Source organism: Nocardia sp. N2S4-5, from assembly GCF_044628355.1.
Classification (GTDB): Bacteria; Actinomycetota; Actinomycetes; order Mycobacteriales; family Mycobacteriaceae; genus Nocardia; species Nocardia wallacei_B.
Genome location: NZ_JBIUPM010000001.1, coordinates 1,063,973 through 1,090,911, shown reverse-complemented (window position 1 = coordinate 1,090,911; position 26,939 = coordinate 1,063,973). Strand labels below are relative to the sequence as shown.

At 68.7% G+C, this 26,939-nt stretch carries 20 protein-coding genes and 2 pseudogenes; 8 read left to right on the top strand and 14 right to left on the bottom strand.

Annotated elements, in window-relative coordinates; translation table 11 throughout:
• Window positions 1–65: 65 nt before the first annotated feature.
• Both ACFMRZ_RS04780 and ACFMRZ_RS04775 read right to left on the bottom strand, forming a co-directional pair.
• The gene (locus tag ACFMRZ_RS04780; protein WP_400178070.1) at window positions 66–686 is read right to left on the bottom strand and encodes a hypothetical protein; all 621 of its coding nucleotides are present in this window, start codon (window positions 684–686) and stop codon (window positions 66–68) included.
• Between the two features lie 398 nt (window positions 687–1,084).
• Window positions 1,085–1,807 (bottom strand): 3-keto-5-aminohexanoate cleavage protein, encoded by a 723-nt coding sequence (locus tag ACFMRZ_RS04775; protein ID WP_400178069.1) that lies wholly within the window; start codon window positions 1,805–1,807, stop codon window positions 1,085–1,087.
• Between the two features lie 234 nt (window positions 1,808–2,041).
• Between ACFMRZ_RS04775 and ACFMRZ_RS04770 the strand changes: the two genes are divergently transcribed.
• Together ACFMRZ_RS04770 and ACFMRZ_RS04765 are read left to right on the top strand one after the other, a co-directional pair.
• Window positions 2,042–2,671, top strand: a complete 630-nt coding sequence (locus ACFMRZ_RS04770; RefSeq protein WP_400178068.1) for a hypothetical protein — start codon at window positions 2,042–2,044, stop codon at window positions 2,669–2,671.
• 50 nt (window positions 2,672–2,721) lie between these two features.
• Entirely contained in the window at window positions 2,722–3,507 is a 786-nt protein-coding gene (locus tag ACFMRZ_RS04765) for an NAD(P)H-binding protein (protein ID WP_400178067.1), read from the top strand.
• A 60-nt stretch (window positions 3,508–3,567) separates the two neighbouring features.
• Here ACFMRZ_RS04765 and ACFMRZ_RS04760 read toward each other — a convergent pair whose 3' ends face one another.
• The 6 genes from ACFMRZ_RS04760 to ACFMRZ_RS04735 form a co-directional block, all read right to left on the bottom strand.
• Complete coding sequence (locus ACFMRZ_RS04760) at window positions 3,568–5,136, bottom strand: FAD-binding oxidoreductase (RefSeq protein ID WP_400178066.1); 1,569 nt, start codon at window positions 5,134–5,136, stop codon at window positions 3,568–3,570.
• Between the two features lie 165 nt (window positions 5,137–5,301).
• Window positions 5,302–6,039, bottom strand: a complete 738-nt coding sequence (gene narI / locus ACFMRZ_RS04755; RefSeq protein WP_400178065.1) for a respiratory nitrate reductase subunit gamma — start codon at window positions 6,037–6,039, stop codon at window positions 5,302–5,304.
• Window positions 6,036–6,674, bottom strand: coding sequence for a nitrate reductase molybdenum cofactor assembly chaperone (gene narJ, locus ACFMRZ_RS04750; protein ID WP_400178064.1), 639 nt, complete (start codon window positions 6,672–6,674; stop codon window positions 6,036–6,038). The genes narI and narJ overlap by 4 nt, the downstream gene beginning before the upstream one ends.
• Entirely contained in the window at window positions 6,671–8,338 is a 1,668-nt protein-coding gene (gene narH, locus ACFMRZ_RS04745) for a nitrate reductase subunit beta (protein WP_400178063.1), read from the bottom strand. Before narH ends, narJ begins: the two co-directional genes overlap by 4 nt.
• Window positions 8,339–8,381: 43 nt before the next feature.
• Complete coding sequence (locus ACFMRZ_RS04740) at window positions 8,382–12,050, bottom strand: nitrate reductase subunit alpha (RefSeq protein ID WP_400178062.1); 3,669 nt, start codon at window positions 12,048–12,050, stop codon at window positions 8,382–8,384.
• Window positions 12,051–12,194: 144 nt separating this feature from the next.
• Window positions 12,195–12,806, bottom strand: coding sequence for an HdeD family acid-resistance protein (locus tag ACFMRZ_RS04735; protein WP_280276923.1), 612 nt, complete (start codon window positions 12,804–12,806; stop codon window positions 12,195–12,197).
• 164 nt (window positions 12,807–12,970) lie between these two features.
• On the opposite strand from ACFMRZ_RS04735, the gene ACFMRZ_RS04730 reads away from it, so the two are divergent.
• The gene (locus ACFMRZ_RS04730; RefSeq protein WP_400178061.1) at window positions 12,971–14,095 is read left to right on the top strand and encodes a serine hydrolase domain-containing protein; all 1,125 of its coding nucleotides are present in this window, start codon (window positions 12,971–12,973) and stop codon (window positions 14,093–14,095) included.
• Between the two features lie 54 nt (window positions 14,096–14,149).
• Window positions 14,150–15,499 carry a cytochrome P450 gene (locus tag ACFMRZ_RS04725; protein WP_400178060.1) on the top strand — a complete coding sequence of 450 codons (1,350 nt, stop codon included), beginning with the start codon at window positions 14,150–14,152 and terminating at the stop codon, window positions 15,497–15,499.
• Between the two features lie 189 nt (window positions 15,500–15,688).
• On the opposite strand, the gene ACFMRZ_RS04720 is transcribed toward ACFMRZ_RS04725, so the two are convergent.
• Window positions 15,689–16,579 carry a site-specific integrase gene (locus ACFMRZ_RS04720; RefSeq protein ID WP_400178059.1) on the bottom strand — a complete coding sequence of 297 codons (891 nt, stop codon included), beginning with the start codon at window positions 16,577–16,579 and terminating at the stop codon, window positions 15,689–15,691.
• A gap of 214 nt (window positions 16,580–16,793) precedes the next feature.
• Window positions 16,794–17,363 (bottom strand): TetR/AcrR family transcriptional regulator, encoded by a 570-nt coding sequence (locus tag ACFMRZ_RS04715; RefSeq protein WP_400178058.1) that lies wholly within the window; start codon window positions 17,361–17,363, stop codon window positions 16,794–16,796.
• A 59-nt stretch (window positions 17,364–17,422) separates the two neighbouring features.
• Here ACFMRZ_RS04715 and ACFMRZ_RS04710 point away from each other — a divergent pair, with 59 nt between their 5' ends.
• Window positions 17,423–18,163, top strand: a complete 741-nt coding sequence (locus ACFMRZ_RS04710; protein ID WP_400178057.1) for an SDR family oxidoreductase — start codon at window positions 17,423–17,425, stop codon at window positions 18,161–18,163.
• A 243-nt stretch (window positions 18,164–18,406) separates the two neighbouring features.
• On the opposite strand, the pseudogene ACFMRZ_RS04705 reads toward ACFMRZ_RS04710, so the two are convergent.
• Window positions 18,407–21,168, bottom strand: a pseudogene (locus tag ACFMRZ_RS04705) (Tn3 family transposase).
• 392 nt (window positions 21,169–21,560) lie between these two features.
• Here ACFMRZ_RS04705 and ACFMRZ_RS04700 point away from each other — a divergent pair.
• Window positions 21,561–22,637, top strand: a complete 1,077-nt coding sequence (locus ACFMRZ_RS04700; protein ID WP_400178056.1) for an esterase-like activity of phytase family protein — start codon at window positions 21,561–21,563, stop codon at window positions 22,635–22,637.
• Between the two features lie 15 nt (window positions 22,638–22,652).
• On the opposite strand, the gene ACFMRZ_RS04695 is transcribed toward ACFMRZ_RS04700, so the two are convergent.
• A complete protein-coding gene (locus ACFMRZ_RS04695) occupies window positions 22,653–23,171 on the bottom strand; it encodes a hypothetical protein (RefSeq protein WP_400178055.1) in 519 nt (172 codons plus the stop codon).
• Window positions 23,172–23,212: 41 nt separating this feature from the next.
• Between ACFMRZ_RS04695 and ACFMRZ_RS04690 the strand changes: the two are divergent.
• Both ACFMRZ_RS04690 and ACFMRZ_RS04685 read left to right on the top strand, forming a co-directional pair.
• Window positions 23,213–23,437, top strand: a pseudogene (locus tag ACFMRZ_RS04690) (TetR/AcrR family transcriptional regulator C-terminal domain-containing protein); the annotation flags it as partial.
• A gap of 149 nt (window positions 23,438–23,586) precedes the next feature.
• Window positions 23,587–24,024, top strand: a complete 438-nt coding sequence (locus ACFMRZ_RS04685; RefSeq protein ID WP_400178054.1) for a VOC family protein — start codon at window positions 23,587–23,589, stop codon at window positions 24,022–24,024.
• Window positions 24,025–24,118: 94 nt separating this feature from the next.
• Here ACFMRZ_RS04685 and ACFMRZ_RS04680 read toward each other — a convergent pair whose 3' ends face one another.
• Window positions 24,119–25,588, bottom strand: a complete 1,470-nt coding sequence (locus ACFMRZ_RS04680) for a S8 family peptidase (protein WP_400178053.1) — start codon at window positions 25,586–25,588, stop codon at window positions 24,119–24,121.
• Window positions 25,589–25,631: 43 nt separating this feature from the next.
• Window positions 25,632–26,558: a hypothetical protein gene (locus ACFMRZ_RS04675; protein WP_400178052.1), complete on the bottom strand. Its 927-nt coding sequence runs from the start codon at window positions 26,556–26,558 to the stop codon at window positions 25,632–25,634.
• Between the last annotated feature and the right edge of the window lie 381 nt (window positions 26,559–26,939).

Genomic DNA, 26,939 nt, shown 5'->3' with positions numbered 1-26,939 from the left:
AGACGGTCGGCCGTCCCTCATCCATGGATGAGAGTATTACCGGCCGCCGGATGTCGGGCCGATTGTCATCGTGTCCGAGTCGATAGCGCCTCCAGCCACGGGTGGCCCGGGTGCACTCGGGACAGCCAGTCGGACAGGCGGGATCGTTGGGGTCGGTTCAGGGCGGGTAGGGCGCGCAGGAAGTCGGATTCGTCCTTGGGGCGGCGGGCTTTTGCCTTGAACAGGAGTACGGCTTCGGGGATTGTGTAGGGGATGCCGTCGGCGGTGTGGCGGATCAGTTCGTCGAAGGGCAGGGTGATCGAGGGGTCGCGGCGGCACACCCAGCTATCCCCGTGGTGCGGCTCACGAAAGACGTCCAGGCGATACAGCCCACTCTCCGGCTCACGCAACCACGTCTGATGTTGATTGTCCGCTTCCTCGGGAAACGGCCAGACCTGCCCATCGCCGACGACATCCCATTCGAAGCCGGGAAACGCACCCACAATCTCCCCGAATCGCCCACGCGGAACCCCGATTTCGAGATCGGAGTGCGCCCGCCCGAGCCCGCCGACGAACAGATCCAACGCCCACCCGGCCGCCACATACCAGCACGACGCAACACCCAACAGCCGTTCTGCCACCTCGGCAGGAGTCCACGCCCGCCAAAGCCGATCACATTCCTCCACGGACAGTTGACGTCCCGCCATTGAGGCCTCCTTCACTCTGAGCGACTACCACAATCTGTACTCTGAGACAGCCCTGGTTTCGTAGGACTACATCAGGTCATCGAATTCTCCCGCGGCGCAACCTCTGATCCACGCGCAGAATTCCGCTCGTGTAAACGCCAGGGTCCCAGCATTACGAGCGTTGGAGTTGCGTATCAGTACGCCGCGCATGACTTCCGAAGTCCCTATTCGCATTCTGAATGCTCTCCAGCGTTCTCATTTGCCGACCGTGGTGCGGTCGTCCTGTCTCGCCACGAATGTCCTTCGCCCGACGGACATCCCATTCATTACCATGCTGGGCTGCGTTCTCGCAGGCGCAATCCCAGAGCTAGTTCTACTTGTGGGCCGAGAGGTTCACACACAGGCAAGTCGGCCGAGCCTCAAGGCTGCGCGGTCAGCGCTTCTCGGGCGACCCGGACCAGGGTTGCGTTGTCCTGCACCGGTTTTCCGTCGGGGTCGTGTAGGACGTCTTCCAGGCCGATGCGGGTGTCGAGGCCTAGGCGGGCGGCCAGGTGTAGGACGGGCCAGGCGCTGTTGTTCTCGCCGTGCAGGAGGATGGGGGCGGGGAGGTCGGGGCCTAGTTGGGCGAGGAGGGCGCGGGCGGCTGCGGGGGCGGTGTCGGGGTCGGTGTCGATGACCTCGGCGAGGATGCGTAGGACGTGGGGGGCGTGGGGTGAGCGGCGGAAGCGGTCGGCGCCGTCGGTGCCGGAGTACAGGCCCGCCTCGATGCCGACGCCCATGTCGAGCAGCGCCGCCGCGACCAGGTCCGCGCCGGGCTCGTGCCAATTCACCGACGCGTGGTCGGGCAGCACCGTCCAGGCCCGGACGGCGTCGGCGCGGCGCTGCGGGTCCGGCTCGGCCCAGACGCCGGTGGTGACGCCGACGGGGATTCCCGGCACCGCGGCACGCACCCGGTCGAGCACGTCGGCGACGACGCTCGCGTGCAGGGTGTCTCGGCCGTCGGGACGCTTCGGATGCAGGTGGATATCTTCGGCACCGGCCTCAACGGCCTCACGGGCAGCGACGGCGAGTTCTGCCGCGGACATCGGAAGCCCGGCGCACTCCGAACGCCGGCGCGCACCATTGGGGCAGACCTGCAGCACAGCGCGATCGTAGCGCGGCGGGTGGCCGAACTCGCGCTGATCGAGCGTGCCGCGAACCGGAATTCAACGCGCCCGCGGACGACCACCCCGGCACCACGCAGCCCTCGGTGACAGCGACGGCCACGCACACCGACAGCGTGGGCTGCCGGCGCCCCGATCCGGCTTACCCCGCCCCGAACGCCGGAATCGCATAGTCTGCTTCGAGTTACCGTACAGCGAGGGGAGTTCGACGTAATGGGCCAACCGTTCCCGCCCGGACCACCACAGCACAATCCGCCGGGTCCGGGATGGGGCGCACCGGCGGGGAGTCCGGTGTGGCAGCCGGGTCCACCCCAGCGCCCCGGCGGCCGGAGCGGCGCCGATGTGCTGGCCGTCGTCTTCCTGCTCCTCACCTCGCTCCTGCACGCGGTGCGGATCATCTGGCTTTCCGCCCATTACGGCGAATTCCTCTGGGGCAACGCCACTTTCATCCTGGCCGTCATCGCCGCCATCGCGGCGGCGATCCTGATCCTCGCCGGTGGCAAGGCGATGCCCGGCCGAGTCCTCGGCGCGGTCGCGGCGGGCATGGTCTTCACCCCGGCCTTCGGCTACATCCTCACGGCCCTGGACAAGAGCACCCGCCGCTTCGGCGGACTGTGGGCGCACGGCGGCTGGCTGACGATCCCGGCCGCGCTCACCGCCCTCGTCGCCATCATCGCGCTCGTCCTGGCCGCGACGTCCGGCGGCGGACAACAGCAACCCGCCGCAGGCGCCTGGCCGCAACAGCCACCGAACGCCTGGCCCCAGCCGCCGATGGGCGGACAGCCACCCGCCGGTTATCCAGGTCAGCATCAGCCGCCTCCGCCGCAGTGGCCGCAACAATGACGAAGGGACAGTCATGTATCTGGTGACCGGTGCGACCGGCAATATCGGTGGTGAGTTGGTCACCGCGCTGGCCGCGGCGGGTGAATCGGTCCGTGCCCCTGGTGCGCGACCCGGCACGCGCCACGCTGCCCGCCGGGGTCGAGGCCGTGGCCGGAGACCTCACCGCGCCGGACACGCTCGGCCCGGTGTTCGACGGTGTGCGGGCGGCGTTCGTACTGCCGGGCTACCCGGGAGCCGTTGCGGCAGCGGCCAAGTCGGGAGTGGAGCACGTGGTGCTGCTGTCGGGCACGTCGGCGGGCACCGGCAATCTCGGCAACGCCGTCACCCGCTACATGGCCGCCTCCGAGGAGGAAGTGACCGGCTCCGGCCCGACCTGGACGATCCTGCGCCCGTCGGCCTTCATGTCCAACGCCCTGCGTTGGCTCCCCCAGTTGCGCGCCGGAGACGTGGTTCGCGCCCAGTTCCCCACCGCCGCCGTGGCCGCCCTCGATCCGGCCGACCTGGCCGCGGTCGCCGCACGGGCATTGCTGACCGACCGCCATCACGGCGAGATCCTGTGGCCCACCGGGCCGGAGGCGCTGCGTCCGGCCGAGCAGATCGCGGTGCTCGGGAATGTCCTGTCCCGCGATCTGACCTGCGTCGAACTCAGCAACGAGGAGACGCGCGCCGAACTGCTGCAGACCACCCCGCCCGAGTACGTGGACGCCTTCTTCGACTTCTACGTCGAGGGCGCGATCGATGAATCCGTCGTCCGCGACACCGTGGAACGAGTCACGGGCCGCCCTCCACGCACCTTCACCGAGTGGGCCGCGGCCCACGCCGACCTGTTCCGCTGAGCGGATTCCGTCCTGTGGCATGCCGGAATGCCGACCGCGCGATGCCCGGGTATACCGTGCTCACCCGCCGCCCGCAGGCAACTCCACCGAAAGCTGGTGGCGGAACAGGTTTTTCGGGTCCCACTCCGCCTTCACCCGCTGCAGCCGCGCGTAGTTCGGTCCATAGTAGAAGGCGGGCCACGGAACACCGGACCTGTTCCAGCGCGGGTCGGCGAGATCGGGATCCGGATAGTTGATGTAGCTGCCGCCGTTACGTTCGTCGGGGACCGGCACACCACCCGTGCCCGCGTACAGATCGCGATACATTTCCCGAGCCCAGGCGAGCTGCCGCTGATCGTCGGCGGGCAACCGCCAAGCCGCATGGATGAGTACCTTCATGAACGAATCCCGCGCCGCCATCGCGGTGGCCTCGGGCGCGACGGCGTTGATCGCGCCGCCGAAGGGCAGGAACTCGAGGACGGATTCGCCGAAGCAGCGCGGATCGGCCATGCGGCGGTAGCAGATTCGCAGTTGCTCGGCGGTGTACGGCTGGCGCAGATACGCGGCCTTGATCTTCACCCGCGGCGGCTCCGGCGCCCTGGCGTAGTACGACTTCTCGGCCGTCTCCGGGTAACTCGCGACGGTGGCCGGTTCCAGCATCGGGCGAGGCCGCACACCGTCGCCGACGACCGCGACGAACTCCTCCAGCCGCGCGGACGCGTCCGGCGCGTCCGCGTCCATCAGCAGAAGGATCTCGGTATACGCGGCCGGTAGCGGGTGCACGCTCAGCGGCGCGTAGAGATCTGCGAACCGATTGCCCGGATCGCGGTGTCGCGCATGGAAATCCAGGTAGTTCCCGAGGAACCGGACGAACGATTCCTCGGTGGTCGCCGGAAGCACCAGCCGCGCGGTCGTCATGGCCGCGGGCGGCCTGGGCAGTGCGCGTTCCGGCTCCCCGCCACCCTCCGGCGACCGCAACAGGAATCGAGTCACCACGCCGAAATTGCCCCCGCCACCGCCGGTGTGCGCCCACCACAGTTCGGGGTGCGGGCCGTCCCGGGTCGCCACCACCGGCCGGATCGTCCCGTCCGCCGTCACCGTGACGATCTCCACGCCGTACAGGTGATCGGCGACCAGACCCAGCCGCCGCGACAGCGGACCGTATCCGCCGCCGCTGATATGGCCGCCCACGCCCACGCCCTTGCAGATGCCCGCGGGCACGGTGACGCCCCACCGCGCGAGCGCCGGATACACCGCGCTCAATTCCGCTCCCGCGCCGAGGGAGAAGGCGCGATACCGTGCGTCCCAGCGGATCTCGTTCATCCGCCCCAGATCGATCAACCCCTGCGTCCCCGGGTCGTCGACGAAGCCATCGAAACAGTGCCCGCCGGACCGCACCGCAATCCGCAGCCCGCCGTGCACACACCGCGCCACCGCGTCCGCGACCTGGTCGGTTGTCTCCGGTACGTAGATCCGTTGCGGCCGCGCCACGAACCGCCGGTTGTATCCACGCAGGGTCAGCGCGGCATACTCCGGGTCGCCCGGCAGCACCGTGCGAGGTTCGGCCGCTCGCGTCGTCGGCGCCCCGGCGAGTGCGGCAAGACCGCCCACGGCGGCAGCACCGACGAACCCACGACGCGACAATGACATGCAACGCCCCCTTTGCGCGACAACCTTCCAGCAACTACGTCGAGCAGACGTGCAACCGACTCAGCCATCCCGCAAGGCGTGCCCGGCTCCGCGCACCCACAAACCTCTCACCATCGTTCCGGCACCCCGCGCTATGTTGCAGCGACTGCACCGACCATGTAATCGCTACGGCCCCACCCGTTCCCAGCCGCGCGGCGGCCGGTGCGTCCCCAGCGCCTCGTCGCGGCTGCGATACACGAGGTAAGGCCGGGTCAGATAGCCCACCGGGGCCGACCACACATGCACCAGACGACTGAACGGCCAGAACGCGAACAGCGCGCACGCCGCCAGCGCATGCAACCGGAAGCCCAGCGGCGCGCCGGCCATGAGTTCGGGTTCGGGCCGGAAAGTGAAGATGGACCGGAACCAGGGCGCCACATCCTGCCGGTAATCGTGCACCTGCCCGCTGAGTGTGTAGTACAGCGTGGTCCCCAGCCCAAGCGCCAGGCTCAGCCCGAGCAGCAGATACATGATCTTGTCGTTGCGCGTGGTAGCCGAGAACACCGGCCCGACCGTGCGCCGCCGATAGATCAGAATCGCCAGCCCCAGCACGGTCGCCACACCCGCGACGGTCCCCAGCGTGAACGACACCGCGTGATACAGGCCCTCGCTCACCCCGATCGCCTCGGTCCACGACTCCGGAAGCACCAGCCCCAGCACATGCCCGAGGACGACGAGCACGATCCCGTAGTGGAACAGCGGGCTGCCCAGCCGCAACAACCGGTTCTCGTACAGCTGCGACGAACGCGTGGTCCAGCCGAACTTGTCGTACCGATACCGCCAGACGTGCCCGACCAGGCAGATACCCAGCGCCGCATAGGGCACGGCGACCCACAGCAGAATGTCGGTGGCGCTCGGCGTCATCGGCGTCCTCCGATCGGCGCGGGCATGTACGACGGCGGCGCGAACGGCTCGAGCCCGACCTCCTCCCCCGGCGGGCCCTCGGCGATCAGGCGGGCGAGCACGTCCCGGTCGTGTCCGGGCAGCGACGGCAAGGTGGCAGCGACGGAATCGAGCACCGCCGCCCACGGCGATCCGGCCTCGCGCAGGCCGAGCCGCATCAGCTCCACCCCCACCCGGTACTCGATCAGGAGTTCCAGTCCCGCTTCGATATTCGCGGCGGCGAACTCCAGCACCACGGCGAGGTGGTCGGGCAGTTCGGCATCGTCGAGGACCATGCCCGCCGCCCGGTACGCCTGCTTGAACCGCAGCAGCGCCATCCCGCGCTTGCGGGTATCGCCGTACAGGAAGTAGGTCAGGTAGGGGCTGAACCGTTTGCGATGGTCGAAGGTGTCGACGTATTCGATGGCCAGCGCGAGCGGTTCGGTGCTGTCGAGATGGTTCAGCAGCGACTGCAACGGCGCACCGACCGCGGGTGGCAGCGCGTCCGCCGCCCGCCGGACGAGGGAACGCCGCGCGAGCAGCGTCTCGTCGGGGTAGCCCAGCAGCAGCGACTGCACCTGCCACGCGGCGGCGCGCTCCGTGGTGCGGAGGTTCACTTGCGGTGTCTCCCTCCGGTTCTGGGCGGCAGCAGCCCCTCGGGCGTGCCGCGTCCGTCCCAGCTGAGCAGGTTGATCCGGCCGGACTTGCCGACCGGCGCGGATTCGGTGTCGCTGGTCTGCCGATCGCGCAACATGCGGAAGTTCTCCACCGCGACCGGCGTCGTGGCGCCGGAACTCTCGCCGAACGGCCCCCACCCGTCCATGCCCGGACCGCCGTCGTAGTCCAGACTGCACCCGGTGGCCGACTCCTCCAGGCCCTGCGCCTGTTCCGCGTGCGCGGCCGGGATCACGTACCGCTCGTCGTACTTGGCCAGTGCCAGCAGGCGATACATGTCGTAGAGCTGTTCGGCGCTCATGCCCACCCGCTCGGCGATCTCGGGCCGGGTCTCGCGGCCGAGGTTGATGTCACGCATGTAGCTGCGCATGGCGGCGAGCCTGCGCAGCACCGCCTCGACCGGGGCGACGTCACCGGCGGTGAACAGTTCCGCCAGGTACTCGACCGGAATCCGCAGCGCCTCGATCGCGGCGAACAGGTTGCGGTGTTCCTCCGCGTCGTGCCCGGTCTCGCGCAGCGCGTCGACCACCGGCGACAACGGCGGGATGTACCAGACCATCGGCACCGTGCGGTATTCCGGATGCAGCGGCAGCGCCACGCGGTACGTGTTGATCAGCGCGTACACCGGCGAACGCTGCGCGGCCTGGATCCAGTCGCGCGGGATGCCCGCCCGCTCGCACGCGGCGATCACCTCCGGATCGTTCGGATCGAGGAAGGCATCGCGCTGTGCCGCGTACAGATCGTGCTCGTCGGGTGTGCTCGCGATGTCGAGCACCTTGTCGGCGTCGTAGAGCATGAGCCCGATGTAGCGCAGCCGCCCCACACAGGTCTCCGCGCATACCGTCGGCAACCCGACCTCGGTGCGCGGAAAGCAGAACGTGCACTTCTCCGCCTTGCCGGTGCGGTGATTGAAGTACACCTTCTTGTACGGGCAACCCGACACGCACATCCGCCAGCCCCGGCACCGGTCCTGATCGACCAGCACGATGCCGTCCTCGCTGCGCTTGTAGATCGCACCGGACGGGCACGACGCCACACACGAGGGATTGAGGCAGTGCTCGCAGATGCGCGGCAGATAGAACATGAAGGTGTGCTCGAACTCGAAGCGCACCTGCTCGCTCAGCGCCGCCAGCAGCGGGTCGCGGCGCGCGAGTTCCGGTGCGCCGCCGAGGTTGTCGTCCCAGTTGGCCGACCAGGTGACCTTGGTGTCCTTCCCGGTGATGAGCGACTTGGGCCGCGCCACCGGCGTGTGCTGCTGCACGGGGGCGGAGGTGAGGGTGTCGTAGTCGTAGGTCCACGGCTCGTAGTAGTCGGCGAGTTCGGGCAGGATCGGATTGTCGAAGATGGTGAGCAGCTTGCGCAGCCGGCCCCCGCCGCGCAATCGCAACCGCCCGCGCCGATCCAGCGTCCAGCCGCCCCGCCACCGCCCCTGATCTTCGTAGGTGCGCGGATATCCCTGTCCCGGACGGGTTTCCACGTTGTTGAACCAGACGTACTCTACGCCCGCACGGTTGGTCCAGGTCTGCTTGCAGGTCACCGAGCAGGTGTGGCAGCCGATGCATTTGTCGAGGTTCATCACCATCGCCAGCTGCGCCATGGGTTTCATCGCACGCACCTCCTGGTCTGCCGGGACGCGACGGTGGCCGGCATCAGTACCGCACCTCCTGGCCACGGCGGCGGATGACGGTGATCTCGTCGCGCTGGTTGCCGGTCGGGCCGAGATAGTTGAACGCGTAGGACAATTGGGCGTACCCGCCGATGAGATGGGTGGGTTTGATCAGCAGCCGGGTCAGCGAATTGTGGATGCCGCCGCGCTGCCCGGAGGTCTCCGCGATCGGCACGTCCACCACCCGGTCCTGGGCGTGGTGCATGTACACGGTGCCCTCGGGCATCCGGTGCGACACGACCGCCCGCGCCACCACCACCCCGTTGCGGTTCACCGCCTCGATCCAATCATTGTCCGCGACACCGATTTTCGCGGCGTCGCGATCGGACATCCAGATGGTGGGGCCGCCGCGGGACAGGCTCAGCATGAACAGGTTGTCCTGGTACTCGGAGTGGATCGACCACTTCGAATGCGGCGTCAGGTAGCGCAGGGTGAGGCCGTGCTCCCCGGTGGAGCCCAGCGTGGGCTCGGAGAACAGCGCGGTCATGTTCAGCGGCGGCCGGAACACCGGAAGCTGCTCCCCCACCTCGGCCATCCAGTCGTGGTCGAGGTAGAAGTGCTGGCGCCCGGTGAGGGTGTGCCAGGGCTTGTGCCGCTCCACGTTGAGCGTGAACGGCGAGTAGCGGCGGCCGCCGGACTCCGAGCCCGACCACTCCGGTGAGGTGAGCACCGGCACCGGCGCGGACTGGGTGTCGGCGAAGGAGATCCGGGTGCCCTCGTGCTCGGCGGCGAGGTCGGCCAGCCGGGTTCCGGTGCGCTGCTCCAGGGTTCGGAAGCCCTGGGTGGCCAGTCGCCCGTTGGTGGTGCCGGACAGGGCGAGGATCGCCTCGCAGGCGTCGACATCGCGCACCAGGCGGGGCCGACCGTCGGCGAGACCTCCACGCACCGAACCATTCTTGTCGATCAGGTATTCGATCTCGTGCCGCACATCGAAGGTGACGCCCTTGGTAGCGGCGCCCAGCGTATCCAGCAGCGGGCCCAGCGCCGCCATCTTCGTCGCCACCGCCGGATAGTCGCGTTCCACCGCGATCAGCTTCGGCATGGTCCGGCCCGGAATCGGTGCGCACTCACCGGCTTTCCAGTCCCGGACCACGCCGTGCGGGGTGGCCAGCTCGTCGGGGGTGTCGTGCTGCAGCGGCGCCGCCACCACGTCGGTGCGTTTGCCGAGATGGTCGAAGGCCAAGCGGCTGAAGGCTTTTCCGATGCCCTGGAAGGCGTCCCAATCCGTGCGGGCCTGCCACGGCGGCGCGATCGCCGGGGAGAACGAGTGCACGAAGGGGTGCATGTCGGTGGTCGACAGGTCGTGTTTCTCGTACCAGGTCGCCGCGGGCAGCACCACATCGGAGTACAGGGTGGTGCTGGTCATCCGGAAGTCCAGGGTCAGCAGCAGGTCCAGCTTGCCGACCGGCGCCTGCTCGTGCCATCGCACGTCGCGCGGCCGGGCGTGCGGCGGCGCTTCCTCCGCGCGCAGCGATGACTGCGCGCCCAGCAGATGGCGGAGAAAGTACTCGTCCCCCTTCGCCGACGACCCCAGCAGGTTCGACCGCCACACGCTGAGCACCCGCGGAAAATTCCGCGGCGAGTCCGGGTCCTCGCACGCGAAACGCAGCCGCCCCGAGGTCAATTCGGATACCACGTGGTCGGCGACCGGCACGCCCGCTGCCGCCGCCTCGTCGGCCAGATCCAGGGGGTTGCGGTCGAAGGTCGGATACGACGGCATCCAGCCCAGCCGAGCCGACAGCGCGATCAGATCGGCGGTGGACTTGCCCGCGAGCCGACCGCCCGCCGCGGCGCCGGCGAGGGTGTCGGCGGCGAACGGGTCGTAGCGGAACTGGTCGGTGTGCAGGTACCAGTAGGCGGTCTGGATCATCTGCCGAGGCGGGCGCGACCAGTCCAGCGCGTTCGCGACCTGCGCCCAGCCGGTCACCGGACGGCACTTCTCCTGCCCGACGTAATGCGCCCAGCCACCGCCGTTCACGCCCTGGCAGCCGGTGAGGGTGGTCAGCGCCAGGAAGGTGCGGTAGATGGTGTCGGAGTGGAACCAGTGGTTGGTGCCCGCGCCGAGGATGATCATCGACCGGCCCTGGGATTCGGCGGCGTTGGCGGCGAATTCGCGGCCGATGCGGGCGGCGGCCGCCGCTGGGACCCCCGTGATCGTCTCCTGCCAGGCGGGTGTGCCCGGCTGCCCGGCGTCGTCGTAATCGGCCGGCCAGTCGCCGGGCAGCCCCGGGCGGTGGACGCCGTACTGGGCGAGCATCAGGTCATAGACGGTGGTCACCAGGTGGCCGCCGACGGTCCGGACGGGCACTCCACGCCGCAGGGGCTGGGCGGTGCCGTCGGGCGCGTCGAATCGGGACAGCCGCACCGCGACCGTGTCTCCGCCATAGACGGTCAGTAGCGGATCGGCTTGTCCCAGTTCGAGATTCCAGCGCCCCGTGCCCTCGTCGCCGTAGCGGAAGCCGAGAGAGCCGTTGGGCGCGAGCGGGTTTCCGTCGCCGTCGAGCAGTACCGTCTTGAACTCGGCGTGTTCCTGGTCGGCGAACTGCGCGAGATCGGCTGCGGTGAGGAACTTTCCGGGCCGGTAGTCGTCGCCGTCGGCGTCTAGTCGCACCAGGAACGGCAGGTCGGTGAACTGCTTCACGTAGTCGCGGAAGTACGGTTCGGTGCGATCGACGAAGAACTCGCGCAGGATGACGTGGCCCATCGCCAGCGCCAGCGCGCCGTCGGTGCCCGGGTGCGGGGCCAGCCATTCGTCGGCGAACTTCACATTGTCGGCGTAGTCGGGCGCGACCGCGATCACCTTCTGCCCCCGGTAGCGCGCCTCGGCCATCCAGTGCGCGTCCGGGGTGCGGGTGACCGGCACGTTGGAGCCCCACATGATCAGATATCCGGCGTCCCACCAGTCCCCGGATTCCGGCACGTCGGTCTGGTCGCCGAACACCTGCGGCGAGGCCACCGGCAGGTCGGCGTACCAGTCGTAGAACGACAGCATCACCCCGCCGAGCAGCGACACGAATCGCGACCCGGCCGCGTAGGACACCATCGACATCGCCGGAATCGGGGAGAAGCCCGCGATCCGGTCCGGTCCGTAGGTCTTGACGGTGTGCACGTGCGCGGCGGCGATCAGTTCGGTGGCCTCGTCCCAGGTGGCGCGGACCAGGCCGCCGCGCCCACGCAGGCTCTTGTAGCGCCGCGCCGCCTCGGGGTCCTCGACCACGGCCGCCCACGCGTCGACCGGGTTTCCCGTGCGCGCCTTGGCCTCCCGGTACATCTCCAGCAGCACGCCGCGGATGTACGGATACCGCACCCGGGTCGGCGAGTAGGTGTACCAGGAGAACGCCGCGCCCCGCGGGCAGCCGCGCGGCTCGTATTCCGGCCGGTCCGGTCCGACCGAGGGATAGTCGGTCTGCTGGGTCTCCCAGGTGATGATGCCGTCCTTGACATACACCTTCCAGGAACAGGACCCGGTGCAGTTCACCCCGTGCGTGGAGCGCACCACCTTGTCGTGTGACCAGCGATCGCGGTAGAACTCGTCGGCCTGCCGTCCGCCGATCCGGTAGAGCGTCCGCTTGTCCGGTGACACCTCGGCCCGGGTGAAGAACCGGCGCGCACCGATCAGGGCGTCGGTGAGTTCGCCGTCCAGTCGCACCATGCGCACGCCTCCCTCGAGGACTGCCGACCGGGCGACGCCGCAACGCGCGCGATCGAACACCAACCGCACGAACTCCGCGAACGTTACCCGCGCCCCGCGGGCCGGAGCGGCATTTGCGGGACGACTTCCGGCGAGCGCCGGGAATCAGCCGGTCTTCGGCTCGGTGCGCAGTAGGCCGTGAATGCCGACGGTCTCCTCGTGTACCGCGGCCCGTTCCAGGCGCACCGCCGCCTGAATCTGGATGGCGCCCAAGGCGATCTGGCCCAGCCCCACGGGCACCGACAGCGCGGCGAGGGTTTCGATGGGCCAGATCAGCAGCAGTACCCCGGCCACCACGATGAGCACACCGTAGAGCTCGAAGCGCCCGCGGCGTGGCATGTCGTCGGTCCAGACCGCGACGACGGCCTGCACGACGCCGTGCACGATCCAGCCCAATCCGACGGCCAGCGCCAGCACCGAGGGCCAGTCGCCGCTCTGCAGGCACCACATCGCCAGCAGCGACGCCAACAGCGCCGTGCCGAATTCGAGCAACCGCAGCCCGCCCGCGATGCGCGCCCGGAACGCCACCGTGAGCTGCCACAGCGCAGACAGCACCAGGCAGGCCCCGAACAGCGCGCCGGCCACCGGCACCGATTTGCCGGGCCAGACGAGAATCATCACCCCCAGCACCACCGATCCCATGCCGATCGCCAGTGCCACCGGCCACGCATCGCCGGCGAACATGTCGGTACGCCCCGCGGCTCGGAGAGTGGGCATAGCGCAATGGTATGACCGCGCCGATCGAGTAGCCGAGTATTTGCGATATTGCTGTCCGATCGGCGCTCGCGGCGGTGTCCGGCCGGAAGAAGACAGGGCGTATAGGGGAAGAATTCGGGGTTCTACCGGATGTGCTCGGGCGCGATCGTTCCTACCGTCTGCTCATGCGCTCGAGTCTCCTGCTGCTCGGTGTGGCGGCACTGGCCGTGGCCGGTTGTTCCGGCGACACCACCACCGAGTCCACGCCCTCTCCTGTTCCCGTCGCTCGCGTGGACGCCGTCCGCGGCGATCTCGACGCACTGATCGAGGCCGGGGCGGTCGGGGTGATCGCCACTGTCACCGACCACGGGCAGTCGGTGACGCTGACCGCGGGCGCCGCGAATGCCGAGACCGGGCAACCCATTCCGACCGACCCGCCGCAGCACGTCCGGGTCGGCAGCATCGCGAAATCGTTCGTCGCCGCCCTCGTGCTGCACCTGGTCGACGCCGGACGGGTGGACCTCGACGCACCGGTCGACACCTACCTGCCCGGTGTGCTCACCGGCGACGGAATCGACGGCCGGGTCATCACCGTGCGCCAGATCCTCCAGCACCGCAGCGGACTGCCCGAATTGACCGAGAATCCGGAAATAGACGAGGACCTGGCCGCGCGCACCGGACGCACCTTTACTCCCGGCGAGGAGATTGCCATCGCTTTGCGGCGGCCCGCCGATTTCGCGCCCGGCAGCCGATACGACTACAGCAACACCAATTTCATCGTCGCCGGAATGTTGGTCGAGCGTGTGACCGGGCGGCCCTACACCGATCAACTGCGCGACCGGATCCTGGATCCGCTGCGGCTGACCGGCACGTATCTGCCGCCCACCGGGGAGCTGGAGCTGCGCGAACCGCATCCGAACGGCTACACTACCGTCGACGGTAAACGCGTCGACGCCTCCCGTATCGAACCGTCGGTGCCGTGGGCGGCGGGTGGTCTGGTGTCCACGGGCGCCGACCTCAATCGCTTCTACTCGGAGCTGGCCGCCGGGCGGGTGGTGCCGCCCGCGCGACTGCGGGAGATGCTCGACGGCGGGCCCACCGGTCCGGGTAAGCCGGACTACGGCCTCGGTGTCATGTACGGCCCGTTGCCCTGCGGCGCGGAATTCGTCGGGCACAGCGGGGGAATCCACGGGTTCTCGGCGATCTCGGGCGCCACCCGTGACGGTCGCGCGGTGACCGTGTCGATCACCGGTCAGGTGCCCAAGGAGAAGGCCGATTCGCAACGCATCCTGGCGCACGGCCTGTGCTAGGGAGCGTCCGGGCGGGTTACGGTGGTAGCCACAGCGTTTCGGAAGGACTGCCTCGTGACCAGCACGTACCCGCCGGGCCCTCGGCTTCCCAGGACGATTCAGACCGTGCTGTACACGCGCCGGCGCGGCCCCTACGTGTCCGCTCTGGCCCGTCGCTACGGCGAGGTCTTCACGGTGCGGATGGTTCCGCCGTATGCCGAGCGGCTCGTGGTGTTCTCGCGGCCCGAGCACATCCGGGAAATCTTCGCGGGCGATCCGGCGGATCTGCATGCGGGCGAGGGCAATCGGGTGCTCGGCGCGATCATGGGCGAACACTCACTGCTGCTGACCGACGAGGCCGAGCACGCCCGCGCCCGGCGGTTGCTGATGCCCGCCTTCACCGGGTCGGCGCTGCGCGGCTACCGATCTCTGGTGGAAGCCATCACCAAGTCGCAGGTCGACGGCTGGGCCACCGGGACGACGCTGCCCACGCTGGACCGGATGAACCAGCTCACCCTCGAGGTGATCATGCAGGTGGTGTTCGGGATGACCGACCAGCATCGCCGCGACGAACTCGCGCCCCTGCTGCGCCACATCATCGACATCAACCCGATCGTGTTCTTCGGCTGGAAGTACCCGCGGCTGCAGCGCTTCGGACCGTGGAAACGCTTCCGCGACAACCAGAACGCCATCGACGAACTGCTCTACGCCGAGATCAGCCGCCGTCGCGGCCACCCCGACCTGGATCAGCGGGCCGATGTGCTGTCGCGGCTGCTCGCGGTCGGTTCCGGTGACGACTCGGCCGACGCGCCGCTCACCGACGCCGAACTGCGCGACCAGCTCATCACCCTGCTGCTGGCCGGCCACGAGACGACCGCGTCGGCGCTGTCGTGGGCAATGCACGAACTCGCCGCCGACCCCCGGACACAGGAGCTGGCACGCCGGGCGGCCGCCGAGGGTGACGACAAGTACCTGGAAGCGGTGCTGAAGGAGGCGATGCGGTTGCGGCCGGTCATCGGCGGCGCGGTACGGCGGCTCACCCGCGACATGACCATCGCCGGGCTGGACCTGCCGCGCGGCACCGTCGTCTCCACCTCCATCGTGCTGGCCCATCAACGGCCCGACAACTACCCCGACGCCGCCCGCTTCCGCCCCGAGCGTTTCCTCGACGGCAGTGTCGCCCCGCACACCTGGCTCCCGTTCGGCGGCGGCGTGCGCCGCTGCATCGGCGCGGGATTCTCGCTCATGGAAGGCACCGTCGTTCTCCGCGAAGTACTTTCGCGCTACACCCTGTCGCTTCCCCCGGGCGCCACCACCGAGCGCGGCCGAATCCGCAACATCACCAACGTCCCCGCGGGCGGCGCCCCCGTCGTGCTCACCGCGGACGACACTCGCTCCGAGCCCACCACTCCCGCTCACATCTGAAACGCAGGGCCGCAACCGGATCCGGCACGCTCGGCCCCCTCACTGGTCCGGGACCGCAAGGCGGGAAAACAGCGCCTGTACGGCCTCGACGCCCGCGGGCTGCGACCGGTCCGCGAGTGGACCGGCTGGACGAGTACGGACTTCCCGTAGCAATCGCCGAAAAAACAACGGATATGGAAACGCCGCAGCTCAGCGTCGGCGGTCGGCACCCGGACCGAGCAGCGCGGTGAGATCGCGCATCGCCTGCGGCGACGGTTTGAAGTAGCGGCGCAGGTTCTCGGCCTTGCGATGCCGGGATTTCGCCATCAGTTCCAGCAGACCGGCCCCGGCTTCCCCGAGATGCGTCAGGCCCGAATGCCGGAGTTCGTGCAGATCCCAGCCGGTTCCGGGCCCGTCGATCGCGGTGGCGGCGTCGAGCAGATCGCGGGCCTGATCGTAGGACAGCCGTGCCAGCCCGGTGCCGCGGCAGATATCGCGGTCGGCGAGGTACTTGCCGGGCCCGGGCCGGCGGTGGGTGACGAACACAGGTCCGTGCGTGCGGCCGCGCAGCAGCCTCGGTAGCAGCCGGGCGGCGCCCGCGTCCCAGTACACGATCTCGAGGACATGTTCGTGGTGGGCGGGCCCGCAGCGGCGGGTGCGAGGTTTGGCGCCCTTGGACTTCACCCCGGCGCATCGGCCCGCCTGGTCGAGGTCTTCGATGTTGAGTTGCAGCAGTTCCTCTGCGCGAGCGCACGTTTCGTAGAGCATCCGCCACAGCGTCTTCTCCCGCACATGGACCTCGCGGCGGGCGATGAGCTGGTCGATCGCGGTGCGCGAGCGCACCGGTGTCTCGGAATCAGGCGGTGTCGACCGCGCGGCCGAGGCAGGCAGTGCCTCGGCGTCGGTGATCGAGTTCAGGGCGCGCGAGCGCCCGATCAGTCCGTCGGGGCCGGGCCCGTCGAGGGCGTCGACGGTCTTGACGATCGCGATGCCGTAGGCGTCGCGGGTGTTGGGTGATCCGATGGTGTCGAGGAACGCCTCGGCCGCCGAGCGCAGAGTCCGCGCTGGCGGGGTGCGCAGCCGGGTCACCTTCGCGGCCATCGTCCCGCATCTCCCGGCTTGCCCCGGGATAATGGGGTCGGTTCGTGTTGCGCGGCATCGCGATCGCCGCAGCATGACTCCGATGGTAACTCCGGATAACAGGCCGTTATCCGGGGTTACGAAGGCATTCGGGCAAAGCTGTCGAACACGTGGTATGCGGCAATACAGGAGGTTCGTAACCGGCCGCAGCTGCTGCCTCCACGGCGTATTCGCCTCAGCGGCGGCGCGCGCGGAGACCGTCGACGAGGATCGACAGCAACCGCGGCCCGCGCGCGTCGAGTTCGGCGTCGTCGAGCCGCGAGAGCCAGCTGAGGAGCACGATGACGTCGCGGGCTTCGGCGTCGGCTCGGACGCTGCCATCGGAGCGACCGGCGGCCAGCAGCATTTCTACCGCCTCGCCGATCGGGCCGAGGCTGTGGGCGGCGAGGTCGCGCCACGTCGCTGCCTCGAAGGCGGCGAATACGTCGCGCTTGACCCGGGCGTAGGCGGCGACCCGGTCGAACCACGCTGCCAGCGCATCTAGCGGCCGGTGCGTTGCCAGCATGCGCGGAGCTGCGGCGACCAGCTCTTCCACCTCGTGGCGGTACACCTCGGCGAGCAGGTCCTCGCGTGTCGGGAAGTGCCGGTACAGCGTGCCCTGTCCGATGCCGCAGGCCTTCGCGACCGCGTTGAGTTTCAATTCTCCCGGCTCGTGCACGAGATCGCGTGCCGCTTGCAGGATCAGTTCGCGGTTGCGTTGTGCGTCTGCACGCCGCGTTCCGCCGTTCTTGACAGAAGCGGACACATGTCCGCTAAGGTCGTCTGGGTAACCGGACATGTGTCCACTCTAGACGGAGGATCCTCATGACCATTCAGGGCAAGGTCGTCGCCATCACCGGTGCCAGCAGCGGAATCGGTGAAGCAACTGCCCGTCACCTCTCCGCGCTCGGTGCGGCAGTCGTGCTCGGCGCTCGCCGTACCGACCGACTGGACCGGTTGGTCGCCGAGATCGAAGCCGCCGGCGGGCGAGCGGCCGCCACGCGCGCGGACGTCACCGATCCCGAAGACCTCCGATCGCTCGTTGCCGTCGCCGTCGACCATTTCGGACGCCTGGATGTCTTGGTGGGCAACGCCGGGGTCAGCAGAATCAGCCCCGTTGCCGACTTGGACGTCGAGGGCTGGTCGGCGATGGTCGACGTGAACATCAAGGGGATCCTGAACGGGATCGCCGCGGCGATCCCGGTGTTCCGTCGTCAGGGCAGTGGCCACCTCGTCACCGTCGTCTCGACCTCCGGCCTGAAGATCGTCCCCACCCAAGCGGTGTACGCGGGAACGAAGAACGCGGTACGCACCCTCCTGGAGGGCCTACGACAGGAGAGCACCGACGGAGTTCTGCGGACGACGTCGATCTCCCCAGGCTACGTCCGCACCGAACTGATCGACAACGCTGTCGACGACCCGGCCGTGCGCGAGCAGATGAGTCGGAACATGGCCGATCTCGGTATCGACCCCCTGGCGGTGGCTCGGGCGATTGCCTTCGCGATCGACCAACCCGACGACGTCGAAATCGGGGACCTGACCATTCGACCGACCCGTCAGGGATGAGCAACCCAGTCCTGGCCATGCGCGGGTTCTGGCAAGCCGGGATAGATTGTGCGGCAACTGGATCCGCCTGATCGCAGGTCGTCGCTTTTAGCCTTGACGGCTGACGATGTTCGCCTCGTCGAGGCAGCGGAGGAAACCTTCGCTGAGCGTAGTCGCTTTCGCAGCTGCGTAGTCCTCAGCAAACGCGCGCAAATCGGCTACTTACAGGATGTCGATGAGAAGGTCTGGAGCGCTGGGGCCAGGTCAGAAGAGGGTGTCGCGGACCCGCAGCGGCCGGTAACCGGTCGGGCCGAGCTGGGCGAGTTCAGCGTCGATGTCGACCTCGATCGCGCCGAAGAAGTTGATGTTGGCGCTGTGCGCCGGGGAGATGTGGGCCAGGACCGCGTCGTCGATACGCTGCCCGGCCCGGCGCATCTGCTCCACGGCAAGCCCGTAATACTCTGTGGTCCAAGCGATTACCGCGTTGGTGACCAGGGTCAGGCACCATGCTTGTTCGGCCTGCTGCTCGAGGTGGCGCGCCCGGATCATGCCCTCGTGGGCGTAGAGCAGGTCGCGGCGCAGCGCGTGCAGCGATTCGCCCTTGTTGAGCTGACGCGAGATCTTGCGCCGATAGTCCGGGTCGGAGAGGTATTTGGCGGCGTAGATCGTGCGGCGCAGCGCGCCGTACTCTTTCAGCGCGGCCGCGAGGGTGTTCTGGCGCCCCGAGGCCGAGAGCTTGCCGACCAGCAGGGAGGCGGTGGCGTGCCAGAACTTCAGCGAGCCGGCCAACCTGAGCAGGTCGTCCAGTGCCCGGCGATCAACTCCAGGTTCAGCTTGCGGGTCAGCAAAGGCCCCACCTGCGCGAACCGCGCCTCGGCGTCGGCGCGGGGCTCGCACCGATACAAGGTGATCCGGCCCAGGTCCCGGATCCGCGGTGAGAGCTGCATCCCCAGCAGATCGAACAGGCCGAAGTTGACCAGCGTGACCCCGTGGGTGTCGGTGGCGTGCTCGGTGATGGGCAGATCCGTGGCGTTGCCCAGGATCTCGTCGAGCACGTAGTGGGCTTCGCGTTTGGTGGCGACGATGACCTTGGTGCCGTAGGTGGCGTGGGTGTCGGTGACATGGGTGTAGGTCGACAGGCCCTGATCGGCGAAGTAGCGGCTCAGCGGCCGCGACGTGGTCGATTTCCCGCGCGTCGGGAAGCGTCGCCCGTCACTGGAAGACAGCGTGCCCGCCCCGAACACCGAGGTCAGTGGCAGACGCTGGTGATAGTCGATCAACACCACATTCGCTGCGCGCAACGTTTCCTCGCGCACATACCATTCGTTGGTCCAGGACAGGATGTCGTAGGTGATGCCGCATGCCTCGGCCATCCGCGTCAATCCCAGGTTCGTCGAATGCGCCAGCAGCACCGCGATCAGGTTGCGTTTCAACTCCGGGCTGCGGGTGGCTTGGCCACCGCGGTGGGTGAAGCAGTCCAGGTAGCCGGTGCGTTTGTCCAGCTCGATCAGCAGCGACACGATCGGCGCGAAGGGCAGCATCTCGGTCAGCTCGGCCTTGAGCGAGACCGCCTCGGCCGGAACATCTTCCGCGGTCAACGGCGAGATGATCAGATCCCCGGACTCCTCGTCCAGGCGTACCGGCCCTTCCCCTTCGGCCAGCACGGTCTCCAGCTCGCCGAGCGTGGCATGCAGCTCGGCGACCACGGCGGCGCCGGTCTTTCGAGCCTGGTCGAGGTAGCCGCGCCATTTCGTCGGCACAAACCCGGCCGGGGCGTCGTCGAAGACCTTGCGCCGACCGGTGGCGTTGAGTTCGCGCAGCATCGCGACCGCGATCAGCAGCTCGGTCGCCGCGGTCCCGCCGGCGAACCTGACCATCTCGAGCACCGCCGGGGTGAACTGGCGCAGATAGTTGTAGCTGGAATCCAGGGCGGCCAGATGCCCGTGATCGCGGGGAAGGCGCGGCTTGGCTTGGGCGAGCGCGGCGCGCAGGCGTTCCCAGCCGATCTTCTCGCCGCGGATCAGCGCGCCGATCTCCTCATCGGCCACCGCCGGGTCGGTGACGATCGCCAAGAGGTCATCGAGCAGCGCTTGGCGGTCCTCGCCGGATTTGCCGCGCTCGGCCAGTTCCTGCTGCATCTCGCGTTCGGCGGCACCGAATTTCGCCGAGATCGCCTGATCGAACAACGCGACCACTTCATCGAGCACGTCGGTGCCGGACTGGGCGAGCACGGTGAGCAGAATCGGATACCGGCGCTGCGGATCGCGGCGCTCGAGGGCTTGCGGAGTCAGCCGACGGCCCATGCCCGCCAGGAACCGGCGCCGCTCGGTCGGCAGCACCGACATATCCAGGCGATCAGCACCCAGCCCGCGCAGGAACGCCAGCTTGTCGACCTCGGCGCGCACCGCCGCGGCTGACGCCTCGACTGGCCCGGTCGCCAGCCACCGCAACCGTGAAACTCCCAGCGAGGCATCGGTGACCAGCAGCGCGTCCAGCTCGACGCAGCGCGCCGCGAGCATGGGCGATACGTTCGACCATACTCACCGGGCCCGGCCGGATCACCCGCGCCGAGATCAGATACTCACACCCCAGCCGGAACAGCAGCGTCGGGGAATCGTGCTCCATCGCCCGCGCCAGCAGGAACTCGTCGAGTTCCTTGAACTCCATCGCCCTCGCCGAGCGCCAGCCCAGGTACCGAGCGACCAGCCGCAGATGCTCGGTGCGGGTCTGCGCGCGCCGTCCGTAGGAACCGATCTCGGTGGGATCGACCTTCAGCTGCTCGGCCAGCCGCGCCACCGCCACCGGCGGGGCGCTCACCACGCGATCGGGCACGAACCCAACCACGGCATCGTGCACAACGCGATCGCAATCCCGAGCCGATCGGCCGGACCTCGCCCGCGCCCGGGATCGATGAACGCAGCATCGGCCGGGCTCAGCGTGAAGTACCGGAACAACTCCTCGCGGCTGATCTCCGGGAACTCCCGCAGCCGCGCCAAATCCCCATCCGCGAACACTCGCGTTGCCACGAACCTGACCTCCGGCACCAACCAATAGCGTTGGGAGCCAAGCCAACCAGCTACCGGCGATCGCCGCAGGCCGAACCCGTGATTCAGCCCCGCCTCGCCGCAGCGACGGGATATCCGTTGTTTTTTCGGCGGTTGCTACCGGAACCCCAGTACGTGCGGGATCTCCGGCAGGCACGGCAGGAGGAAGAAGTGACCCCGGCATCTGTCGCGGTGGTGGGGACCGGAGGGGTCGGTCCTCACGTTCGCGCCCGACGGCGCGGCGACCCCGATCGACATGCTCACGGTGTTCGCCACCAAGGCGCTGCGCGACGAGGCGGTCGAGAAGTACCGCGCGGTCGAAGGCGGGTGACCCATCTGACCTACGCAGTCCGGGAGAGGTAACTTCTTCCACTATGGCTCGGTCCGGATACGCGCTGTTGTTCACGTTGTGCGCCTTTGCGTCCAGTGCCATTCCCGCGCATGCGGATTCGGGGGCGCCGACGGTGCGGTTGCTGGGGGAACAGGTGCTGCCGCACGGGCTGGAGTTCGCGGGTACCACGGTCGGCGGGCTGTCGGGCGTGGACTACTCCGCGCGTTCCGGGGAGTATGTGCTGATCAGCGATGATCGGTCGGCGAAGAATCCGGCGCGGTTCTATACGGCGCGAATTCCGGTGGACGGCAACGGGGTGGGCCCGGTCGAGTTCATCGACACCCATCCGCTCCGGACGCCCGATGGCGGCACGTATCCGGTCGGCGGTGTCGATCCCGAGGACCTCCGGGTCGATCCCTGGACCGGCGACTACGTCTGGAGTCAGGAGGGCGAGCGCACCGACACCGTGCTCGCCGATCCCTCCCTCCGCATCGCCCACCCCGACGGCGCCTTCGCCGGCGAGCTGCCGATCCCGGACAACGAACGCGTGCGGCCGGATTCGGGTCCGCGGACCAACGACGTGCTCGAGGGCGTCACCTTCGCGGCGGGCGGTGCGCTGCTGGTGAGTTCGGTGGAGGGTCCGCTGCTGCAGGACGGTCCCGGCCCCACGGCGGCCACCGGCGCGTTGACTCGGATCACGGTGCAGGCGCGCACCGGTCCGTTGCTCGCTCAGTACGCCTACCCGCTGGATCCGGTATTCGCCGAGGGGTCCGGCTCCAACGGCATCGCCGCGATCCTCGCCGCCGACCCGGTCGATCCGACGAAATACCTTGTGCTGGAACGCTCGTACGTCGAGAGGGCAGGCAACAAGATCCGCATCTACGAGATGGACACCGCCGGGGCGACCGATGTTCTCGACGCGCCGTTGGGACAGGCTCGTCCGGTGAGCAAGCGGCTGCTGGTCGATCTCGCCGATGTCGGCCTCGCCGGGATCGACAATATCGAGGGCATGACGTGGGGTCCGCAGTTGGCTTCCGGTGAGCGCACGCTCGTTCTCGTCAGCGACGACAACTTCTCCGGCAGTCAGATCACGCAGGTCGTCGCTCTCGCCGTGCGTTGAGGTCGGCGAGCGGCATCAGGCGAACGCGAGTACGGCGAGGCCGAGCAGCGCTCCCCCTAACACGAGGGTGTTGCGTACGGTCTGCAAGGTCCAAGTCCACCGGGGGAAGCCGGATTCGGCGATCCGGAGCAGGGCGGGGACGTCGATGCGGGCCAGTTCGGGATCGTTCTTCCTGCCGAAGGCCGCTCGCACCGACCGTTCCGCCGTCAGGTTGCTGTAGACGATGGCGCAGTTGCCGAGGAACAACAGCGACAGGACGACCCAATTGACCGGGCGCATCCAGCCGAAGCCGGCGAGGCCGAGGCCCGCGGCGAGTACGAGCAGAGCGGCGATGCCGCCGGGCGCCCACCATTCGTGGCCGCTGGCGTCGAAGCGCATGCCGTTCTCGCGCAGCGCGGTGGTCCGGACGCCTTGCCGGGCCAACTCCCCCTCGGCCTGAGCCATGGCTGCGGTGCCGTAGCGATTGCGCACGATCGGCATGCTGAGGAAAGCGGCGGCGGCAATGACCTCGACGGCGGCGATCACGGCGTTCATTTCGATTCTCCTGCTTCTCGGGCCGTCATCCCGGCGACCCGATGGACTGGCGCACCGCCGCCGAGGCGATGGCCACCGGCATGTACGCGATGCTCACTCGGCACCCGTGGGTCGTGCAGGCGCAGGCGGGATATCTTCTGTACGGCCCCAACACTTCTCGCCATCACGAGCACGTACTCGGCGTCTACGAGAAGGCCGGTTTCGACGAGGCAGACGCCGATCGGGCCGCCGCCGCGGTGTTCATGTTCGTGCTCGGCAATGCCGTCGGCGCGTCCGCCGACATCGCCGTCAAACGGCGGCTCACCCAGGGCGGTGACAATGCCGAAGCTCAACTCGCCCAAGCCGTGTCGGAAGCGACAGATATCGCCGCGCGGGAACCGCGACCGCCTAGGGCGTGCTCTGTAGCATGCAGCAGATGGCCATCAAACTCGAGAACGTCGGCATCACCGTACGTGACCTCGAAGCAGCGATCTCCTTCTTCACAGACCTCGGCCTCACGGTCGTCGGCCGTGACACGGTCAGTGGTGAGTGGACCGACACTGCCGTCGGCCTCGATGGCAACCACGCCAACATTGCGATGCTCCAGACGCCAGACGGTGATGGCCGCCTCGAACTCTTCGAGTACATCCATCCCCAGGCGATCGACTCGGAGCCCACTCGCCCCAACGAGATCGGCATGCACCGCGTCGCCTTCTCGGTCGACGACATCGACAAAGCCCTCGAGGTAGCCGCGAAACACGGATGCCACCCGCTGCGCGCCGTGGCCACCTACGAGGACATCTACAAGCTCACGTACGTCCGCGGTCCCAGTGGCATCATCGTGATGCTCGCCCAAGAGCTGAAGAAGAACTGAGGCCCGATCAGGCTGTGGCGCCGACCCACTGATTACCCGAGCGTCCACTTCGGCGTCTCCCGGCAGCGTCAGGATTCCTGGGCGAACCGTCGAGCTAGCCGGATCCTCCGATGAGCGCACGCAGGTCCGGGAGCGCGCCGATCCGCTGCGAGGCGGGACGGTTCGGTGCGTCGGTCTGCGGAGAGCCGGTTTCCCGCAGTTTGGTGCGGATCTGGGCCGGAGTGAGCCGGGCGCCGGCCGCCGCGGCCGCGCCCTGGCAGCTCGCGACGGCGCCGACCACGATCGGGGAGGCGCTGGAGGTGCCGCTGAAAATGTCTGTGTACCAATAATCTTCGTTCCGGCCGCCCTGCAGGTCGCCGTATCCCGTGGTGGTGACCTCGCGGCCCCAGCCGTGCGTGTCCAGCCGGGCGCCGAAGTTCGAGAACGCCAGGCGCGATCGTCCGGGGCCGTGGTCGCGGCCGTGCGTGCCCGGCGGCGGTGCGCCCGCCCCGACCAGCACCGCTCCGGAGTCCGCGGCACCGCCCCGGAACGGGTTGCTCCATGAGTCGGGGAAGTCCGCGGGCCGCGTGTCGTACAGGGCGTCGTCCAGATCCTCGCCGCCGTTGCCACCTGCCTCGACCACGATCACGCCTCGGTCCACCGCGTAGCGGATCGCCGCGAAATCGTCGGGCCACCATTCGACGGGGATGTACCCGCGCTGATCCGGCCGGCCGGCGTAGTCGAAACGCGGTCCCGGCCGGTGCAATTCGAGCAGGATGAGGTCGCCCGCGCCGAGTGCGTCCGCGGCGATCCGGGTCGCCGACGCCGATCCCGGGCCGAAGAAGGACACGGCCCGGATCGAGGCCTCCGGCGCGATCCCGGTGATGCCGAACGTATTGACGTCCCCGCTGATCACGCCCGCCACCGCGGTGCCGTGGTCGCGCCAGCCCAGATCGGTCGACGGGACGCCGCCGATCACGCCGCCCTGATTCTCGCGCAGATCTTCATGAGTGAACCGCCACGCGCCCTCCACGTCTACCACTCGCACCCCAGTGCCTCGGCCGCCTGTCCGCGTCCAGGCCCAGCGCGCGTCGATACCGTTCGGTGCGGCATCGAGATAGCCTTGGCGGACGGTGAATTCGGGTGTCACCGGCGGGGCGTCGGATTGCGCGCGGACCACCGAGACCAGGGGATCGATCGGGGGTTCGGCGGGCGGTTTCACGTAGGCGGCCGCCACCGCGTCGTCGGCGCGCAATCGTTCGGCCAGTGTCGTCAGGTCGGCGGTCGGCACCCGCGCCGCGCCGCGGACGAAGAAGTAGTTCAGGTATCGGGCGCCGGTCGACTCCGCCGGCGTTCCGTACACGCTCTGCTGCAGGCGGTCGCCGGCACCGAAGATCCGGACGAGTTCCAAATCGTCGGGAAGCAGTGTGGCCACGTGGTCTTCGGCTGAGCGGGTGGCGTTCAGGGCGACGAGGTCGATGGACGCGGCGGCGCCGTGCGTGACCACGATCAGCTCGTGCGGCGAGCGAATGTCGCCGGTCGACGCCGATCGTTCCGAACTGCTGTTCCGGTGTGCCGATGTCATGGTGACAGTCAACCTGGTCACGTTGGACCGCCGCTACCGGTCATCATGCGGTCGTCGCGACCCCTTCCCCGGCTTCTCGGCGGTTGGCCGACAGCAGTTCGTCCAATTGCCGCTCGGCGCGTTCGGCGCGGGCGAGGGTTTGAGCGCGGGCGTCGTCGAGAGCGGCGAGACGTTCGGCTGTCTCCGTGCGGGACTTCTCCAGTGCTGCCGCATGCTCGGACCGTAGTGCCGCGGCGTGCTCCGACGCGGTGCGGCGAGTGTCGGCGAGTTCGGTTCGGACCGCGGTGAGTTCGTCGCGCACGCGGTTCAGTTCGTCACGGGTTTCACTCAGCGCCTGGTTACGTTCGCCGACTGCGGCCTCCGCTCGCTCGATGGCGCGCTCGGCATCGGCCGCGCGTTGTACCGCGAGGTCCCGCTCCGCCGCCGAGGCGGTGACCTGTTGGGCCGCCTCCCGTTTGGCCCGTTCGATATCGGCGCTCGCCTTCCGGCGCGCCAGTGCGATCTCTTCGGCCGCTTGCTCGCGGGCGCGCTCGATGTCGGCGGTGGCCTCGCGGCGAGCGGTCCGCACCTCGGCCTCGGCTTCCGTGCGGGCGGTGAACACGTCGTCGGCCGCTTGTTTGGTGACGCGGCCGACCTCGGCCAGCGCGTCGTCGCGGGCGGCCAGTGCCTCGGCGATGCGGGCCTCCGCCTGCTCGGCCGCGGTGGCGGCGTCCTCGGCGGCGAATTCGGCCGCGGCTCTTGCCTCTTCGGCCTCGCGGCGGGCCTGTTCGGCCGCGACGGTCGCCATCTCCGCCTCGGCGATGCGCCGCGCGGCGTCCGCCTGAACGGCCTGGACCTGGGATTCCGCGACGGAGGGGTCCGCGAGGGTGGACAGTTCGGCAACGGCCGCGTTGAGTGTGCCGTTCAGCTGATCAGCCAGCGTGCGGAACTGTCCGAGCAGCTCATCGGCACGTAGCCGAGCCGTGGTCACCGGACCCTGTTGCGTCACAGTGACGTTCGCTGCGGGTACCTCGACCTCCTGCTGAAGACGCTGACGCTCCCGCCATGCGCGCCAACGAGTGTGCTCAGGGTGGTCGCAGTATTCCGATGGTCTGCCGGGCCCGCCGTTGCGGGTGATGGAGCGCGCGCATCCCGGATAGCTACATACGTTCGACACCGGGAAATCGTAGCGTTGGTTTCGTTGGATCTAACGTATCGACACGAAACGAAAACCGTTGGGAAGCAATTCGACCCATGAGGCCCTAACCCCCGATAAGTGAACCTTATCGGGTGTTAGACCGCGCGGGCCCCTTTGGCGACATTGATCAAATTCCGTTTCCGTTTGGTTGCTGCCAACGAAACGTAACTGCGA